This is a genomic window from Prevotella sp. tf2-5, assembly GCF_900115435.1.
Taxonomy (GTDB): Bacteria; Bacteroidota; Bacteroidia; order Bacteroidales; family Bacteroidaceae; genus Prevotella.
The window spans coordinates 61,240-77,925 of record NZ_FOWK01000010.1 but is presented as its reverse complement, the minus strand read 5'-3'; the positions used below and the strand labels follow the sequence as shown (position 1 = coordinate 77,925).

General features: G+C 47.9%; 17 protein-coding genes, 1 tRNA gene and 1 pseudogene. 10 read left to right on the top strand and 9 right to left on the bottom strand.

The genetic code is table 11. The annotated features are described in order from the left end of the window. Positions 1-19: 19 nt before the first annotated feature. Positions 20-937, top strand: coding sequence for a serine O-acetyltransferase EpsC (epsC, locus tag BM257_RS10910; protein WP_092072336.1), 918 nt, complete (start codon positions 20-22; stop codon positions 935-937). Between the two features lie 34 nt (positions 938-971). Here the strand turns inward: epsC and BM257_RS10905 are convergent, their stop codons facing one another. The 3 genes from BM257_RS10905 to BM257_RS10895 all read right to left on the bottom strand — a co-directional run bounded on the left by BM257_RS10905 (position 972) and on the right by BM257_RS10895 (position 6,827). After that, positions 972-1,502 carry a hypothetical protein gene (locus BM257_RS10905; RefSeq protein ID WP_092072333.1) on the bottom strand — a complete coding sequence of 177 codons (531 nt, stop codon included), beginning with the start codon at positions 1,500-1,502 and terminating at the stop codon, positions 972-974. A gap of 329 nt (positions 1,503-1,831) precedes the next feature. Continuing rightward, positions 1,832-3,142: an MFS transporter gene (locus tag BM257_RS10900; RefSeq protein ID WP_092072330.1), complete on the bottom strand. Its 1,311-nt coding sequence runs from the start codon at positions 3,140-3,142 to the stop codon at positions 1,832-1,834. Positions 3,143-3,155: 13 nt separating this feature from the next. Continuing rightward, entirely contained in the window at positions 3,156-6,827 is a 3,672-nt protein-coding gene (locus tag BM257_RS10895; RefSeq protein ID WP_092072327.1) for a DUF4922 domain-containing protein, read from the bottom strand. 111 nt (positions 6,828-6,938) lie between these two features. On the opposite strand from BM257_RS10895, the gene rlmN reads away from it, so the two are divergent. The 7 genes from rlmN (at position 6,939) to BM257_RS10860 (ending at position 12,268) form a co-directional block, all read left to right on the top strand. Further along, complete coding sequence (rlmN, locus tag BM257_RS10890; RefSeq protein ID WP_092072324.1) at positions 6,939-7,997, top strand: dual-specificity RNA methyltransferase RlmN; 1,059 nt, start codon at positions 6,939-6,941, stop codon at positions 7,995-7,997. A gap of 37 nt (positions 7,998-8,034) precedes the next feature. After that, complete coding sequence (pdxA, locus tag BM257_RS10885; protein ID WP_092072321.1) at positions 8,035-9,141, top strand: 4-hydroxythreonine-4-phosphate dehydrogenase PdxA; 1,107 nt, start codon at positions 8,035-8,037, stop codon at positions 9,139-9,141. 55 nt (positions 9,142-9,196) lie between these two features. Beyond that, a complete protein-coding gene (locus BM257_RS10880; RefSeq protein WP_092072318.1) occupies positions 9,197-10,414 on the top strand; it encodes a sigma-54 interaction domain-containing protein in 1,218 nt (405 codons plus the stop codon). Next, positions 10,398-10,919, top strand: coding sequence for an LptE family protein (locus BM257_RS10875; protein ID WP_092072315.1), 522 nt, complete (start codon positions 10,398-10,400; stop codon positions 10,917-10,919). Before BM257_RS10880 ends, BM257_RS10875 begins: the two co-directional genes overlap by 17 nt. Before the next feature lie 11 nt (positions 10,920-10,930). Beyond that, complete coding sequence (locus tag BM257_RS10870; RefSeq protein WP_092072312.1) at positions 10,931-11,692, top strand: hypothetical protein; 762 nt, start codon at positions 10,931-10,933, stop codon at positions 11,690-11,692. Between the two features lie 13 nt (positions 11,693-11,705). Then, entirely contained in the window at positions 11,706-12,101 is a 396-nt protein-coding gene (gene secG, locus BM257_RS10865) for a preprotein translocase subunit SecG (protein WP_092072310.1), read from the top strand. A 90-nt stretch (positions 12,102-12,191) separates the two neighbouring features. Next, a tRNA-His gene (locus tag BM257_RS10860) sits at positions 12,192-12,268 on the top strand. A 562-nt stretch (positions 12,269-12,830) separates the two neighbouring features. Here BM257_RS10860 and BM257_RS10855 read toward each other — a convergent pair. From BM257_RS10855 to BM257_RS10830, 6 genes are read right to left on the bottom strand one after another with little or no spacing between them, the layout of a single operon-like run. Beyond that, positions 12,831-13,376, bottom strand: coding sequence for a beta-class carbonic anhydrase (locus BM257_RS10855; RefSeq protein WP_092072307.1), 546 nt, complete (start codon positions 13,374-13,376; stop codon positions 12,831-12,833). Positions 13,377-13,435: 59 nt separating this feature from the next. Further along, on the bottom strand, positions 13,436-13,753 hold the full coding sequence (locus BM257_RS10850; RefSeq protein ID WP_092072304.1) for a heavy metal-binding domain-containing protein: 318 nt from the start codon (positions 13,751-13,753) through the stop codon (positions 13,436-13,438). Between the two features lie 59 nt (positions 13,754-13,812). After that, positions 13,813-14,562: an MBL fold metallo-hydrolase gene (locus tag BM257_RS10845; protein ID WP_092072301.1), complete on the bottom strand. Its 750-nt coding sequence runs from the start codon at positions 14,560-14,562 to the stop codon at positions 13,813-13,815. A gap of 7 nt (positions 14,563-14,569) precedes the next feature. Further along, positions 14,570-14,839 carry a DUF1294 domain-containing protein gene (locus tag BM257_RS10840; RefSeq protein WP_092072298.1) on the bottom strand — a complete coding sequence of 90 codons (270 nt, stop codon included), beginning with the start codon at positions 14,837-14,839 and terminating at the stop codon, positions 14,570-14,572. Beyond that, positions 14,840-15,577: a DUF1349 domain-containing protein gene (locus BM257_RS10835; protein ID WP_255405804.1), complete on the bottom strand. Its 738-nt coding sequence runs from the start codon at positions 15,575-15,577 to the stop codon at positions 14,840-14,842. Between the two features lie 9 nt (positions 15,578-15,586). Next, positions 15,587-16,150 (bottom strand): flavin reductase family protein, encoded by a 564-nt coding sequence (locus BM257_RS10830; RefSeq protein WP_092072295.1) that lies wholly within the window; start codon positions 16,148-16,150, stop codon positions 15,587-15,589. 259 nt (positions 16,151-16,409) lie between these two features. Between BM257_RS10830 and BM257_RS14595 the strand changes: the two are divergent. Both BM257_RS14595 and BM257_RS14905 read left to right on the top strand, forming a co-directional pair. After that, positions 16,410-16,520 (top strand): annotated as a pseudogene (locus BM257_RS14595) (DUF4113 domain-containing protein); the annotation flags it as partial. Between the two features lie 12 nt (positions 16,521-16,532). Beyond that, positions 16,533-16,676: a hypothetical protein gene (locus BM257_RS14905; protein WP_177216096.1), complete on the top strand. Its 144-nt coding sequence runs from the start codon at positions 16,533-16,535 to the stop codon at positions 16,674-16,676. Positions 16,677-16,686: the final 10 nt, after the last annotated feature.

Below are 16,686 nucleotides of genomic sequence, written 5' to 3'. Positions count from 1 at the left end.
CCACAAACAGATTAAGACAATGGACAATAAGACAAACGAGATACTGCTGAAGAACGTCGCGCAGTTGTCGAAGCTCACAGAGCAGGAAGTGAAGATGATGCCCGCCATAGAGGCTCCGCTGCCCTCTGTGGAGCAGGTGAAGCAGATTGTGACGCTGGTGAAGAGTATCATCTTCCCCGACTATTTCAACAAACGCCAACCCGACGAGACCGTCCGCTCCTACTATATCGGTGTACACATGGAGGAGCTGTACGGGTTGCTGGTGAAGCAGATAGCCCACGGACTACAGTTCTGTGAGGACTGTGAGGAGATCACCACCAAGGAGAAGGTATACCAAGAGGCTGCGAGACTCGCCACTGTGTTTATCGATGAGTTGCCGGAGATCAAGCGGTTGCTCTATACCGATGTACAGGCGATGTTCGACAACGACCCTGCCGCCCCCAACTATGGGGAGGTGATTTTCTGCTATCCCGTGATGAATGCGATGACGCACTATCGCATCGCTCATAAACTGCATGAGTTGCAGGTACCTGTCATCCCCCGTATCATCACAGAGCTGGCACACTCCAAGACGGGTATCGACATCCATCCGGGTGCCACCATCGGAGAGTATTTCGCCATCGACCACGGCACGGGTGTGGTGATTGGTGAGACTTGTATTATCGGCAACCACGTGACACTCTACCAAGGTGTGACACTTGGTGCCAAGAGTTTCAAATACGATGAGAACGGCAATATGCTGAATGTTCCTCGTCACCCGATTATCGAGGATAACGTGACGGTCTACTCCAACGCCTCTATCCTCGGACGTATCACCATCGGTCATGACAGCGTGATAGGTGGTAACATCTGGGTCACCCACAACGTACCACCCTACTCCCGCATCCAACAGTCGAAAGCCGTGGAAGGCTCCTTCGACGGAGGATTGGGAATTTAACAACAAAAAAGAGAGCTATGAAGCTCTCTTTTCTTTATTTTTCCTTACTCTTAGCAAATTTGCCACTTGCCCTTACGCCATTGGAATCTGTAACAGACCGCATATTCCAATATCTACCCCAGTTAAAGGATTTGTCATACCACAAAGTAAAATGTATACGGTTGGCACTTACCCCATCATCCATATAACCTTCAAAGTATTCATAGTCTAGATGGTAGTCATAGATTAACACATCATTCCAACTATCATCATAACTAATGCGGATAACACCATTATAAATCTCCCAATCGAACGGACAATAGTAATAATCCCTATACGGACTATTTGTGTCATAGTCAACTTCATAACCAGTACCATCATAACGATCTATTCGATCAAAATACATCGTTGTACGAAAAGTACTCCCTGAGATACCCCATCGGTCATAATAATAGGTATCTATATATCCTGTCCACCCTCCGTTAAGTGTACCTGCTTCCATAGCATCTTTGTCACAACTCGTGAATGTCATCATGGTCAGTGCCAGCATGAGCACCATCATCGTGTTGGTATAAATTTTCCTCATATCTCTGCGTTTTAAAGTTTCTGTTGCAAAGGTAAGGAAAATATCCCATATATGCAAGATGAAATACCTAATAATGTGTAGGGAATACCCTATTTATAGGCAAAATAGATGTTTAATAACATAAACCTTGCATTTTGTCAAGAAAAAACATGGTGGATTCAAAAATATGAAGTATCTTTACATCATCAAAACGGAAATGACCACTTTTGAAGACAAAATACTAATATATAAGATACATAAATTTCTTTTCCATTATTAATACTATCATTTAGAATAAAGAACGGCACGGTTGTGAAACCCTGCCGTTCTTGTTTATTACTTGTTTTTACTTATTCCGCAGCATCTTCTGATTTCTTTTTACCAAACTCGGGGTCGACCTTGATAAATGCCGTCACAGCGAAGGTGATGGCACATAATGCCATGACCACGATGAAGAAAGTGCGATAACCCAGTATATCCTTCATCCATCCAGACAACATACCCGGCAGCATCAGACCCAGATAGGAGATAGCGGTGCAGAAGGCATAGTGTGAAGTTTGGAAATTACCCTTGCTGAAATAAAGCATGTAGAGTGTCAATGCCGTAAAACCGATACCATAGCCCAGCTGTTCCACAAACAGACAACTGCTGATGACAAAGAGGTTGTCGGGCATGGCATAACTCATATAGACATACACGATATCAGGCAGTGTGATGGCACATACCATCGGCCACAGCCAACGCTTGAAACCGTCACGGCCTGCCAGCATTCCACCTAAGATACCTCCAAGGGTCAGACCGATGACACCCACGGTACCACTTGCCAGTCCAAACTCCTGTGGTGACAATCCCAGTCCTCCCGCAGAGTTTGGTCGCATGAGGAAGGTCACACTCATCTTTGTAAGCAATGCCTCCGGGAAACGGTAGAACAACAAGAAAAGCATAGCGAAGAGCATCTCACGTGGCGGCAACTTCTGGAAGAATGTCTTAAAGGCTGTCACCACACCGTTTGCCACCTCACGGGCATTCGTCCGACGGGGAGCATCCGCTTTCGCTCTCGGCATAATATAAGCATGGTATAGCCAGATGGCGATAAACAGTGCTGCCAGACCGTAGAACACCAGACACCAGGTATAGGACATCTGATAACGGGTCACCACCTGCAAGATTCCTGCCACTGGTATCAACACACCATTACCGAAGATAACTGCCAAGCGGTAGAATGTGTTGCGGATACCCACAAACCACACCTGCTGATGGTCGTCCAGCTCCAGCATATAATAACCGTCGGCGGCAATGTCATGCGTGGCACTGGAGAATGCCATCAGGAAGAAACATGCCATCGTGCCCTGAAACCAGAACGGGGTGTTGAGCGTGAAGGCGACACCTGCCAGTGACGAGCCTAACAGCAACTGCATGGCGAGTACCCACCATCGCTTCGTACGATAGAGGTCGACGAACGGGCTCCATAATGGTTTAATGACCCACGGCAGTCCCAGCCATCCCGTATAGAGGGCGATGTCTGTGTCTGTCAGTCCTAATTGCATATACATGACCACTGCAACGGTCATCACTACCACATTAGGCAACCCCTCAGCAATATAAAGGGTCGGAATCCACGACCAGGGGTTTGTTACTTTTGAATTTTGATTATCGTTCATTGATATTTGATGATTAATATATTCGTTTGATCTCGGCACCACGGTAGTAGTGCAATAATATCTCATCGTATTTATAACCTTTCTGTCCCATCACGGCAGCACCAATCTGACAGAGTCCGACACCATGTCCCCATCCTTTTCCTTTCAGGCGGAAACCAGCAGGTGTCTTCTCCACATCGAAGGCAGAGCTATACAGATGACTCTCGCTGAGAGCACGACGGATCTCCAGTTCCTTGCCAATCGTCATGGTCTTCTTCGTTCCCACGATCTTCAGTTTCCAGATACGTCCACTCTTGCCACGCTCTACAGGAACAAGGTCTGTAATCTCGCCAAAGTCTTCCTTCAGGTTCTCCTTGACAAGCCGGGAGAGCTCATCAACAGTATATTCCACCGTCCAACGGTAGAAATCATTGGTCTCCTGGTCGTAATCGTTCAACACCTGTGAGAGCACCTCCTTGTCGTTGGTATTACAGAAGGGATCCTCTACAGATACCAGATAAGGCTTGGGAGTATCCTCCCAACAGTACTGGAATTCCTCCGTCACACCGCCACAACACTTGGAGAAGCGGGCGTCACATATCTCGTCACCATAGCAGAGGATACAGCCACGGGTAGCTTTCAACGCTTGCTCGACAGCGTCACTGGTCTGTTTAGTGATACCTTGATAACGCTGGCAATGGTCGTCTGCACATACATCGAAAATCGTATGATCCTCACGGTCATACCAACGGATGATCTCATCGTCTTTCTTGATAAAAGAGAAGAAACCGTCTTTATGCTCTTTGTTCTCTTCCCTGCGTCTCATCTGTGCAAGGAGCCAGGAGCGACTGATGACGGCATGTGCCTTCAACAGTTCCAGTCCTGCCGTCGCCTTCATCTCACTGCTGATGACACTGGCGAGATATTGCTCGACAGGTAATTGGTTGATGGCGGTAATCTTGTCTGCCTCCACTACCAGACGCAGAGTGCCGAGGAACACCTGTGTCTCCTTACGCTCCCAATGGAAGTTCACACCAATCGTGACATCGTGAAGCGAGAATGATGCTGTTGATGACTGTGGCGTAAACGTCAACTCACGGTACTGCATTCCCCGCCAGAGAATACCACCTTCTGAGAACTCCACCGTCTGCTCACCCTCAATCAATTCTCCTTTTGCCATATAAGGTGCATTAAGGGCAAACTTTATCTTCTGTCCGCTCACAATACCCACTGCCACATTGGGTTGCTTAGAGGCAACAGATGTAGTATGGGTTTCCAAGGAATAGTTCTTCAGTTTATCCATCACTTCCTGCACCTGCTCCGAGGTGAGCGATACTTCCTGATAAATACGGTGAGCCACCTCTGGAGTTATCTTACGGAAGTCTTCCTCACGGGGGGTGATCAACAAGCCACCCATATCTACGGCACCCGGACTGATGATATACTGTTCCTCTCCCTCTGCCGTATAACAGGCTGGGCGATGCTGTCTTCGAGGCAAGACGACACTCAGCATCGTGTCACCTTGTCGCCATGCAATGATATTCATCATCGGCTCCGTCTCGTCCTCACGCTGTGGCAGACAGGCATAAAGTGACTTGAAAAGTCGCTCATGGCTTTCCTGAGAATTGCCACGAACCAAGAAGGCGGCAACCGGATAGTCAGCAACAAACCAGATACCGCTATCCTCTTCTTTCTTCACGACCTCCACCAAATGACGGCTCAGTCGTTGCCAGTTTTTCTGTAATGGTAGGATTCCCGTACTGACAGCCTGCAAATGGGCATGATCAGGAGCTGACGCCCCGCACTTGGGTCCATTATACAATATAGTAAGTCCCGCATCCTTTTCCAGAAGTCGGAGGATTTCCCCATACATCGGACCGATAGACTGTGGCTGGTGCTTCAACGTAGGCAACGTAAAATGAACGGGAAGGATTGGGAATGGATTGACTAACAGCTCATACTTTCCGTCTACCACACGGTGTATCTGTTCCTTGGGACGGTTCTCTGCACAAAGGAAACAAGGGCGTTCTGCCAATGAGCGGGCATCGATCTTCGCTCCTGTCGAACGGATACGGGCGGGGTTCCACTGTACTTTCAAGGGCATCCCCTCGCCTACCAGTTCACGGGTCTCGACATTCGTCAGGTCACGATAACGCTGGCGAACCTCTTCCCACGTCTTCAACTGTCTGTCAAAGAAACGCATCAATGACGACTGACTCATCTGTGTCTTTTCTCCTTTATTCATCTGCTGGCGAGCCTTCACCTCCATGGTGCGCAAGCGGTCCTTATAGAGATTATTGGCATTGACTTTCTCCACGGAGAGCGCCGCATCAGAGTTTCCTCCCCACCGACGACAGAGATACAGTTCTGTATAGATCCTGCCGATACGATAACAACGGGAGAACATCAAGCCAAGGGCATAGTCCTCTCCATAAGAGGTGTTGGGAAATTGCACCTGTCGGAGCAACGGGGTAAAGAAAGCTCGTGGCGCACCCAAGCCATTGATACGCAAGGCGTTATTAGGACCGTTCTCGTCCGTCCATTCTTTATGGTCGATGAGTCCTGGCGGCAAGGTGTTCAGCTCGAAATCACACATCCGATAGGATCCAACGATCATGGCAGCATGCTGCTTATGGAAAGCATCCACGACTGTCTGTAAGGTCTTGGGAGAGGAATAGAGGTCGTCTGAGTCTAGCTGGACGGCAAAGCGTCCGCAGTAGACACTGTTAATCGCCTCATTCCAACAACCACCAATACCGAGGTCCGTTCGCTCGGGGACAATCACATATAGTTTGTTGGCATGGCATGACAACAGACTGGACAGAATCTCCCCAGTACCGTCTGTGGAGTGATTATCCACCACGATGACGTTATACTTGAAACTTGTCTTCTGGGAGAGGGCACTCTCTACGGCATCCCTGATGGTCTTCTCACGATTGAACACTGGAATGACAACAGATGCCTCCACCTCAAATTCCTGTTCGTCGAAATCCACTTCCTGATACTGACTCGTATCTACCAAAGCACCAATCTGACGGAGATGAGCGGTGCATGCCTGTTCCATCTCTATCTGCACTTCACGATTGGCAGGATTCACATAGTCAAACTGTTTCACACCAGAAGCCCTGAGGTCTGTCTCCTCCTCTGTGTAAAGGTATTCATTCAAGTGGAACAATGTCCCTTCCCTACTCAGAAACAGACGGAGATCATAAAAACCTGCCCAGTGATAATCACGCTCATGGTCACTGGTAGCATATTGGTGTATCAAGGAGGTGCGAACCAACATCAGACTGCCGAAATCGAAATCGTTACGCAAGGCACCTTCCTGGTAGTCAATGACAGGATGCGTCTTACGGACTCCCTCCTCCATCTGCCAACGGTCGCTATATACCATCGCAGCCTTGGTATCCTCTGCCACTAGGAGCATACGCTCCAAAGCAGTAGCCCCCATCGTGACAGGGGTAGGTTTCATGCTCAGCAAAGTATAGGCTGCCACAGCATGTTCCGCAACCTGCATCACATACTGACTGCTCTGCAATTGATCCACCACTAGTACTGTACAGTCTTGAGGAGCCTCAACTTCTGTCTCTTTACTCACCAACAAAAAGATATGTCTCACAACTGTGCTTCGTCGCAACTGCGCTATGGTGTCTGCCAATATTTCTGTCGACTCACAGGCAAGGAAGCAATCTATTTTTTGTTTCATTTCGTTGTCATTGGATTGAAATTAGCGACAAAGGTACTATTTTTTCCTTAAACCACAAAATAATCAATTATCAATTATTAATTCTCAATTAAAAGTTGTACCTTTGCACGCATGATTTTAAAGAAGAGATTGCTGGGAATGACCCCAACGGAGCTAAAGGACATCGTTGGAGGACTGGGTATGCCTGCCTTCACAGCTAAACAGATTGCACAATGGCTCTATGGGAGACATGTCAAGAGCATCGATGAGATGACGAATCTCTCGAAACAGAACCGTGAACGTCTGAATGCAGAATATGAGGTAGGAGCATTAGCACCTATCAACTGCCAACGATCCAAGGACGGGACTGTCAAATATCTCTTTCCCGTTTGTTGCGAAAAAGACGCTCAACACTCGACACTCGACACTCAACTATTTGTTGAGACCGTCTATATCCCCGATGGCGACCGTGCCACGATATGTGTATCATGTCAGGTGGGATGCAAAATGAACTGTCTGTTCTGTCAGACAGGGAAACAGGGATGGCACGGCAACCTCACCACTGCGGATATACTTAACCAGATATATGCATTACCTGAGGCTGAATCGCTGACAAATATCGTGTTCATGGGACAAGGGGAGCCCATGGATAACCTCGATGCTGTCCTGCGGGCTTGCGAGATCATGACGGCTGACTGGGGATACCAATGGAGTCCCAAACGTATCACGGTCAGTTCTGTTGGCATTCGTGGCAAACTAAAACGCTATCTTGACGAGAGTGACTGCCATGTAGCGATCTCGATGCATTCCCCCTTACATGAGCAACGCCAACAACTGATGCCTGCCGAAAAAGCTATGCCTATCGCAGAGACGGTGGAACTGTTACGCCAGTATGACTTCACCCACCAACGCCGCTGTTCCTTCGAATATATCTGTTTTGGAGGACTCAACGACTCACCACTCTTTGGACGGGAGATCGCCAAACTGCTGAACGGTCTGGAATGTCGTGTTAACCTCATCCGTTTCCATGAGATTCCAAATGTCGACCTGCCCTCGTCTGACGAGAAGCGAATGGAGGCTTTGCGTGACTACCTGACACATCATGGCATCACCACCACCATCCGTGCCAGTCGTGGACAGGATATCCTTGCCGCCTGTGGCATGCTGAGCACAGCGAAGCAGTCGCAATAATCGAACTTGAAATAACGAAATCTCGAAATAAAAAAATATGGAAGAAAAAATGATTCGCGTGGCTATCACGCAAGGAGATACCAACGGTGTCGGCTATGAGGTGATTCTCAAGACATTCTCCGACCCTGCTATGCTAGAGCTTTGCACTCCTATCATCTATGGCTCGCCCAAAATTGCCGCCTACCATCGTAAGGCGCTTAACCTGGAGACGAACTACAGTATTATCAATAAGGCAGAGGATGCTCGTGATGGCAAACTAAACCTCCTCGCTTGCTTCGATGAGGAAACGAAGGTGGAACTCGGACAACCTTCCGCAGAGGCTGGACAGGCTGCCTTCAAGGCTCTCGACCGTGCTATGACGGATTTTCGCGCTGGACTGTATGATGTTCTCGTGACAGCACCCATCAACAAGGCGACGATTCAGAGTCCTGGTTTTCACTTCCCTGGTCATACAGAGTATATCGAGACTAGTGTGGGAGATGGTAACAAAGCACTGATGATTTTGATGAATGAGAGTCTGCGGGTGGCACTAGTCACGACACACCTACCTATCAAAGAGGTCTCCAAGGCAATTACCAAAGAGGCTATCATGGAGAAGGCGACAATCTTCCACAAAAGCCTGAAACGTGACTTCCGTATCTCCAATCCTCGCATTGCCGTGCTCTCATTGAACCCTCATGCCGGAGATGACGGACTATTGGGCTCAGAAGAGAAAGAGGTGATTATACCTGCCATCGAAGAACTGGAGAAACAGGGTATCCAAGCGTTTGGTCCCTACCCTGCTGACGGTTTCTTCGGCAGTAACACTTACGACTATTTCGACGGTGTACTTGCCATGTATCACGACCAGGGACTGGCTCCTTTCAAGACTATCGCCTTGGAGAGTGGTGTTAATTTTACGGCAGGACTTCCTATCGTAAGGACCTCACCGGATCATGGGACGGCTTATGATATCGCAGGGCAGGGAAAGGCTGACGAGAACTCTTTCCGTCAGGCTATCTATACGGCTATCGACGTGTTCCGCAACCGCAAGAACTATGACGAGCCATTGACGAATCCGCTACCCAAACTTTTCCACGAGAAACGTGATGACAGCGAGAAAGTACGCTTCGCCATCCCAAAGGCAAAAGAACAGCAGAGTTAAATTTCTGCCAAAGTATGCCAATATGTCAGATTTTCTTCGTACCTTTGCAGGCTGAATGAAGAGTTCGGAGCTACAGAGCATCAAACAACGGTACAATATCGTAGGAAACTGCGAGGCATTGAACCATGCACTGGATGTCGCCTTACAAGTGGCACCCACTGACTTGAGTGTGCTCATCGTTGGCGAGAGTGGTGTGGGTAAAGAGATTATCCCTCGTGTCATTCATGACAATTCTCCTCGCCGTCGCGAAAAATATTTCGCCATCAACTGTGGCTCTATCCCTGAAGGGACGATCGACAGTGAACTGTTTGGACATGTCAAAGGCTCTTTCACGGGTGCTATTAACGATTCTCCTGGTTATTTTGGTGTTGCCAACAAAGGAACATTATTCTTGGATGAAGTGGGTGAACTTCCGCTTGCCACACAGGCAAGACTGCTTCGTGTGCTGGAGACAGGTGAGTATATCCCTGTAGGAGCCACAGAAGTCCGTAAGACGGATGTGCGCATCGTTGCTGCCACCAATGTCAATATCAGACAAGCTATCAGCGAAGGACGTTTCCGTGAGGATCTCTACTACCGTCTGAACTCCATCCCCATCCAGATACCACCCTTACGTGACCGTGGTGAGGATATCGTACTGCTATTTCGTCTCTTTGCCATGCAGATGGCAGAAAAATACCGTATGGACAAGATCGTGTTGACAGAAGAGGCGAAATTGATGCTCATGCGCTACAAATGGCCTGGAAATGTGCGACAACTGAAGAATATCACAGAACAGATTTCCATCCTCTCTACAGAGCGACAGATAACCCCTGAGATATTAGCTCGCTTCATCCCGCAGGATCAAGAGACGACCCAGCTTGCCACCATCCATAACGATGGTGACCATTCTTTTGAGAACGAACGTGAAATTCTATACAAGATCCTCTTCGAACTACGCAGCAATGTCAACGATATGCGCCGTGAGATGAGCACACTGAAGAAACAGATAGAGGACGTGAAGACAGTGCCCTCAACAACGGTGCCCGCCTCCTCTACCATCCCTACAATACCCACGATCCCCACGACTGCACCTTTAGAGGATGCTATAGCTGAGGAATATGTGGAGCCTGTCAAGGAACCTGAGAACCTCAACCTCGACGCATGGAGCCGTCAAGCTTTGGAAAAGGCACTCGACCGTAATGGCGGTAACCGCAAGAAAGCGGCATTGGAACTGGGTATCAGCGACCGCACCTTATACAGAAGACTGAAACAATATGGACTGGACAAATAACATACGGCATATCTGGTTTTGTCTGATGACAGCCCTGCTGTTGTCGGCATGCTCCGTCAGTTACAAATTCAACGGAGCAAGCATCGACTATTCCAAGACGAAGACGATCCAGATCGCAGAGTTCCCTATTCGTTCCAGCTACGTATGGGGTCCCATGGGACCGATGTTCAACAACCAACTCAAGGATGAGTTCGCCAACCACACCCGTCTGGAACAGGTACGACGTAACGGCGACTTGAAAATAGAGGGTGAGATTACGCAATACCAACAGCGTAACAAGTCTGTATCGGCTGAGGGATACTCCGCACAGACAGAGCTCTCTATAACCGTCAACGTGCGTTTCACCAATAACGTCAACCACAACGAGGACTTCGAGCGTCAGTTTACGGCGACTTCGACATATGAGACCACACGATCACTGAACTCTGTCCAGGAGGAACTGGTGTCACAAATGGTCAAGGACCTGTGCGAACAGATATTCAATGCCACAGTAGCGAACTGGTAATAACAAAAGAAATGGACTTAGTAGAGTTGATAAACCACCCAGAACAGATGGACCGCGACACATTGTATGAGTTGCGATCTCAATTGGCGCTACATCCCTACTTCCAAACAGTACGTCTACTGATGCTCCAGAACCTCTACCTGCTCCACGACCCCACCTTCGATGAAGAGCTACGCCGTGCGGCAATCTATATCACAGACCGCAGAAAACTCTTCGATTTGGTAGAAGCAGCCCACTATCAGCTCCAAGCTGACAAACGGGAAGCTCAAAGCTCAAAAATCAAAGCTGAAAGCTCAGAAAACCGCACGATGGCACTCATCGATACTTTCCTTGACTCCATCCCCGTAGATGAGCCTGAGGAGAAAAAAGAGAAACGACGTCCTACACCAAAAGATGCTACTGTCGACTATGTCGCCTATCTGCTGGAGAACGAGGAAGATAAGTCCGTTGAGGAGACACCACAGATGCAAGGACAAGACCTCATAGACCACTTCCTACAAGAAGAACAAGGACGTATCCTACTCAACGAACTGAAAGACGAGGAAAAGCCGGTAGAGGCTCCCATCCTCGAGGATGGACCCGCTGAGGAGGAATACTTCACAGAGACACTGGCACGTATCTATATCAAACAGGGACGCTACGAGAAGGCACTTGACATCATCCAACGACTCAGTACCAATTTCCCTGAGAAAAACGCATACTTTGCCGACCAGATACGATTCCTGGAGAAACTAATAATAAACAGCAAGAAAAATTCAAAATTAAATAATTAAAAAATCAAAGATTATGTACACATTATTTGTAATTCTTATTGTGATTGCAGCCATACTGATGATCGGTATCGTGCTGATTCAAGAGTCTAAGGGTGGCGGTCTGTCATCCAGCTTCGCCTCCTATAACCAAATTGGCGGTGTTCGCAAGACTACTGATTTCGTGGAAAAAGCAACATGGGGACTTGCTTTCGCTATGGTGCTCTTCAGTGTTGTTTGCGCATGGGTAGCCCCCACTGCAAGTACAGAGGGTTCTGTTATGGAAAACTATCAGGCTCCTGCCACCAATCCTAACAACCTGCCAGGCTTCGGAGCCAGCCAGACGAAGGATGCTGCCGCTCCTGCCGCACCTAAGACAGACAACAATGCCCCCGCAGATGCTCCAAAAGCACCTGCTCAGCCTGCTAAGTAAAGAAAATCTGCAAAAAGTATGGGAATTATTTGGTAATTTCGAATAATTCCCGTACCTTTGCACTCGCTTTTCGAAAGAAAGTGCACGATGGTGCCCGTAGTTCAGTTGGTTAGAGCGTCAGATTGTGGTTCTGAATGTCGACGGTTCGAGTCCGTCCGGGCACCCCAAGAAGAAAAGTCCTGTAATCCAAGAGATTACGGGACTTTTACTTTTTCAGAGCGTCAATTTTTGATGGAACATTTTTAGGGCGAAGGTGCCGCCTCCGAGGGGTGTAGGTGCCGCCTCCGTGGGGTGAAGGTGCCGCCTCCGTGGGGTGAAGGTGCCGCCTCCGTGGGGCTTGGGAATAATCCCCAAGGGTCTTGGGGATGCCTTCTATACCCCCTTGGGGATGCATCCCAACACTCATGGGAGGTATCTTAATACCCCCATAGAAGGTATCGGAACAAGTGATGAACGATATCTTAAGCAAATGGAGGCTTTAATTGACCCGATTAAGGGCTTTAATCGGTAGGAAAGTGGGCTTTAATCGGTAGGAAAGTGGACCTCAGTCGGTAACAAAACAGGGATCAGTCGGTAACTGATTTATATGTATTTTCGAAAAACATATAACCTTATAACATGATGGGTCTCTAATGCCGACGTACAGAGGGATTGACGTATGTTAGATGTTGCTCAAACATATAACATACATATAACAGTTATCTGAACCTCCCACTAACCTCCAACTCATCACCCTTTAATCTCTTCCAATGTTCCCGTCTCTGAATCAATGATAAACCCACGAACCACGATATCCTTCGGCACCAGCGGATGGGTCTTGATGGTCTCAACGGTCTTGCGGACAGAAGTCGGTGTGTCCTTAAAGCCCTCTAACCACTGGTCGAGGTCGATGCCACACTTGCGGATGATGTCAAGCGTCTCGTCAGTCACGCCACGGGCAATCATCTCATGGTGGAAGTGGTCGTAGCTCATGTGACAGGCTCCGCAGTGCGAGTGAGCCACCACCATAATTTCCTCCACACCTAGCTCATAGATGGCTACTATCAAGCTACGCATGGCAGAGTCAAAAGCGGAAATCACCAAGCCACCGGCATTCTTGATAATCTTGGCATCACCGTTCTTCAGACCGAGGGCAGCAGGGAGCAGTTCGGTCAGTCTGGTGTCCATACAAGAAAGGACCGCCAACTTCTTGTCGGGGTACTTGTCGGTCAGATACTTCTCGTAGCCCTTCTGAGCTACAAACTCCTTATTGTAATCAATAATCTGGTCTATCATATCATAAAACAAAATAAAACTGTTGCAAAGCTAGCGTTCTCATCTAATATTTAAAAAATTTAGATGACAACAGCCGTTCCGCTGGTGGCAACCATCAGCATTGAGCCTTTAGCTCCGACGGTCTCATAGTCGATGTCGATTCCTACGATGGCATTGGCTCCAAGAGCCTGAGCACGCTGCATCATCTCCTGCATGGAGGCGTCCTTGGCTTCGGAAAGCACCTTTTCATAAGCACCTGCTCGACCACCTACGATGTCGCGGATGCCAGCAAACAAGTCCTTGAACATATTAGCACCAATAATCGTTTCACCTGTCACAATACCCTTATACTCGCGGATGGTGTGACCTTCAATCTGTGGGGTTGTTGATAGTATCATAATCGTTTTCTTTAAAAGTTTCTATCTGTTAGACGTTAGAGTGAGGCAAAAAGTTGCACTCAGATTTCAATAGTTTCTCCTTCCCTGTTGATTTCCCAGAAAGTAATGTTCTTTTCATCCGTAAATTCCTTCATACGCCAAGAGGATTCAAAGCCTGTAGTGAAGTGCATAGGGACGAACAGTCCGACTTTGAACCGCTCGATGAATTGCCGGCCACCAAGGGTATAGCCGTTGCCGACACGTCCATCTATGGGAAACATCACCACATCGAAACTATCGGCGACCTTGCGGATGTCCTTCAATTCGCCAAGGAATTGCTTCTCGTGAGCTATCGGGTTGAACGTCTCTTCCATCTCAAAGCTGTATCGCTGCTGATCAGGATTGTCGTCCGTCAGGAACTTGGCATACCAGTTGTTCAGGTCGCCCGCATGAAAGATACGTTTACCTTCGGTCTCAACAATCCACGACACGCCGCTGTCTGTGCTGCCTAATGCCCATACGGATATGGTATCGTCAGACCATATACCACCTTTTGCCAACCATACGTCAGCATCCTCCTTGCTGGCTCTCCGATGTTTGTAGATGTCCTTGGAGAGAATGTAGGTGACACCCTCACGCTGCTTCTTCCACTCAAAGATATCCTTCGTAAAGTGGTCTTCATGGAAGTGGCTGGAGAAGACATACATGGGCTTCTCGCTCTGTATCACGCTGTCCATCACACCACTGGGATCAAGCCAGTAGTCGAATACCAGGATGGACTGCTCCGTTTCGAGCACAAAACCACTATGGAAGATGTAGGTCAGCGTCATGGAATCCTTAATTGTTGCTTATCAAATATATGAGGGCAATCTGTGCCAACAGAATCAGTGGAAGTCCATACTTGAACTTCTTGTGCATCGTCTTGTGGCGCCACACTTGCATGCCCAGCAAAGCACCGATAGTGCCTCCGATGACTGCAAGCATCAGCAAAGTTGCTTCCGATATGCGCCAGCTTCCTTGCTTCGCTTTCCACTTATCAATACCGTACACGAGAAATGTAACGATATTAATAAATATCAGATAATATGGAAATACGTTGTTAGTCATTTACATGTTCTCGTCTGGCAGCTGGCCGTCGTGAGCCTTCCATGCACATTCGGTGATTTTCATATCGGAGAATATGGCTGTAAAGGATGACTCTTCGGGCGAGCAGGCATAAATGCCGAAGCTGATTTCATCGGCGGCTACAGGTATGTGGCAGACACGCATCTGGCTGAATGCCTGTCCGTCGGAAGAGCACTCGATGCAGTAGTCATCCTCGCGGCGGGAGAATCTATACCACATGGTTTTCACATTAGCGGGGATGGCCGTCGTGGCCCAGTCAGAGTAGCCATTGTTCGTCACTACGCTGCCCAGATGTTGGAACTCGTCGTTCTCGTATTCCACAGAGCCTTTCAGCCAGTTCTCGCTGTCGAGATACATCACGATGCCACACTGGTCAAAACGGTGATGACTGCCTGTAAAATCGGTCTTCACCACGAAGCTGAAAAACTTCTCGCGGGTCTTCATCTGCAATACAGGTGCATTGTCGTTCTGGAAGTGATAGTAAGTGCGCTGCCAGAGGTCGGTCTTTGGTGCGGTGGTGATAAGGATTGTGTCGTCCTTCACCTCATAGCCCTTTGGTTCCCTTGTCCATTGAAGGCTGTTTAAATCAATGCGCCCGCTGTCGGCGAGTGCTGTCTGAACATCATCTGTGAAGTCCATTGTCGTTTCATTTTTGTTCTGCTGTCCGCATGCTGTCAGTATGAGGCCAATGCATAATATTGAGAACTGTTTCTTTTTCATATGACGTTTTTATTTCAATTGCTTGCCGTCAGCGAAAGCATTGCCTACGGACTTACCTAGCTGGATGTAAGTATGATGAACAGGATCGAAGGTGATCAGATTCATCTTCTCCACATCGGGTTTGCCATCTTCTGCCAGATACTTTTCATCACAGAGGATGTTCACGATTTCAGCTACGAGGTAATAGCCGGTCTCACTCTCGTCAATTTTCTGCTTTACACGGCATTCAAGCGTCATAGGAAACTCCTTGAATACAGGTGCATTCACATTGGGAGCCTTCTCGATAGTCCACCCCGCTTTCTGCATCTTGTCAGGGGTGTTCCTGCCACTGGCGATGCCCACATAGTCAGATGCTACTAAAGTGTCAGCAGTTGCGAAGGTAACTGTGAACTCAGGGTTAACGGCAAGGTTGTCCGTCGTCTGATGTGAACCAAGTGAGATCATAATCTCATGCATATCCCACTGACCTCCCCAAGCGGCATTCATGGCATTGGGCTTTCCTTCTTTATCGTAAGTGCCGATAATCAGCACTGGTTGTGGCAGTAGCCACGCTGTAGACTTAAAACTCTTCATAATATTTGTTTTTAAATTCTCTTTTGCATAAATACATTTAAATATGGTGACAAAATTACCAATTATCAGCGTAAAATCGCTATCTTTGTGCCAAGATTTGAGAATAATTAGGATTTGGAGATGGGTAATATCAAGATAATCAAAGGTGTGTTCGACACCAAGCTGGAATTGGAACATGCTGGAGTAGCAGCAGGATTTCCCAGTCCGGCTGATGATTATAGGCATGAGACGCTGGACTTTAATCGTGACTATATCCGTCACCCTGAAGAACGGCAAGGGAAAGGCTGAAGTGTTTGCCAATGCCATCAAGCACGATTTTAGAAGTAAGAATCCGACCACCCGTTGGAGCGACATTATAAAACTCAAATAAAAAAGATAGACTATGGCACATTTTGGACAATCTGACGATTACCGACGTGATGAACTGATACGAATCATCGAGCATTCTGTTGAGAAGTTGACGTTAGCAGAGTTAGAGGCCCTGTATTACGATATGTCAACGAAGAACTATATCAACGAAAGCTAATGAATATGCG

Bases quoted from the DNA above. Each gene is read 5' to 3' on its own strand.
- BM257_RS10855 (WP_092072307.1), bottom strand. From the start codon at position 13,376: ATGATAGACCAGATTATTGATTACAATAAGGAGTTTGTAGCTCAGAAG.
- BM257_RS10850 (WP_092072304.1), bottom strand. From the start codon at position 13,753: ATGATACTATCAACAACCCCACAGATTGAAGGTCACACCATCCGCGAG.
- BM257_RS14905 (WP_177216096.1), top strand. From the start codon at position 16,533: ATGGCACATTTTGGACAATCTGACGATTACCGACGTGATGAACTGATA.
- BM257_RS10835 (WP_255405804.1), bottom strand. From the start codon at position 15,577: ATGAAAAAGAAACAGTTCTCAATATTATGCATTGGCCTCATACTGACA.
- BM257_RS10870 (WP_092072312.1), top strand. From the start codon at position 10,931: ATGGACTTAGTAGAGTTGATAAACCACCCAGAACAGATGGACCGCGAC.
- BM257_RS10840 (WP_092072298.1), bottom strand. From the start codon at position 14,839: ATGACTAACAACGTATTTCCATATTATCTGATATTTATTAATATCGTT.
- BM257_RS10880 (WP_092072318.1), top strand. From the start codon at position 9,197: ATGAAGAGTTCGGAGCTACAGAGCATCAAACAACGGTACAATATCGTA.
- BM257_RS10895 (WP_092072327.1), bottom strand. From the start codon at position 6,827: ATGAAACAAAAAATAGATTGCTTCCTTGCCTGTGAGTCGACAGAAATA.
- BM257_RS10905 (WP_092072333.1), bottom strand. From the start codon at position 1,502: ATGAGGAAAATTTATACCAACACGATGATGGTGCTCATGCTGGCACTG.
- BM257_RS10830 (WP_092072295.1), bottom strand. From the start codon at position 16,150: ATGAAGAGTTTTAAGTCTACAGCGTGGCTACTGCCACAACCAGTGCTG.
- BM257_RS10875 (WP_092072315.1), top strand. From the start codon at position 10,398: ATGGACTGGACAAATAACATACGGCATATCTGGTTTTGTCTGATGACA.
- secG (WP_092072310.1), top strand. From the start codon at position 11,706: ATGTACACATTATTTGTAATTCTTATTGTGATTGCAGCCATACTGATG.
- BM257_RS10845 (WP_092072301.1), bottom strand. From the start codon at position 14,562: ATGACGCTGACCTACATCTTCCATAGTGGTTTTGTGCTCGAAACGGAG.
- rlmN (WP_092072324.1), top strand. From the start codon at position 6,939: ATGATTTTAAAGAAGAGATTGCTGGGAATGACCCCAACGGAGCTAAAG.
- pdxA (WP_092072321.1), top strand. From the start codon at position 8,035: ATGGAAGAAAAAATGATTCGCGTGGCTATCACGCAAGGAGATACCAAC.
- BM257_RS10900 (WP_092072330.1), bottom strand. From the start codon at position 3,142: ATGAACGATAATCAAAATTCAAAAGTAACAAACCCCTGGTCGTGGATT.
- epsC (WP_092072336.1), top strand. From the start codon at position 20: ATGGACAATAAGACAAACGAGATACTGCTGAAGAACGTCGCGCAGTTG.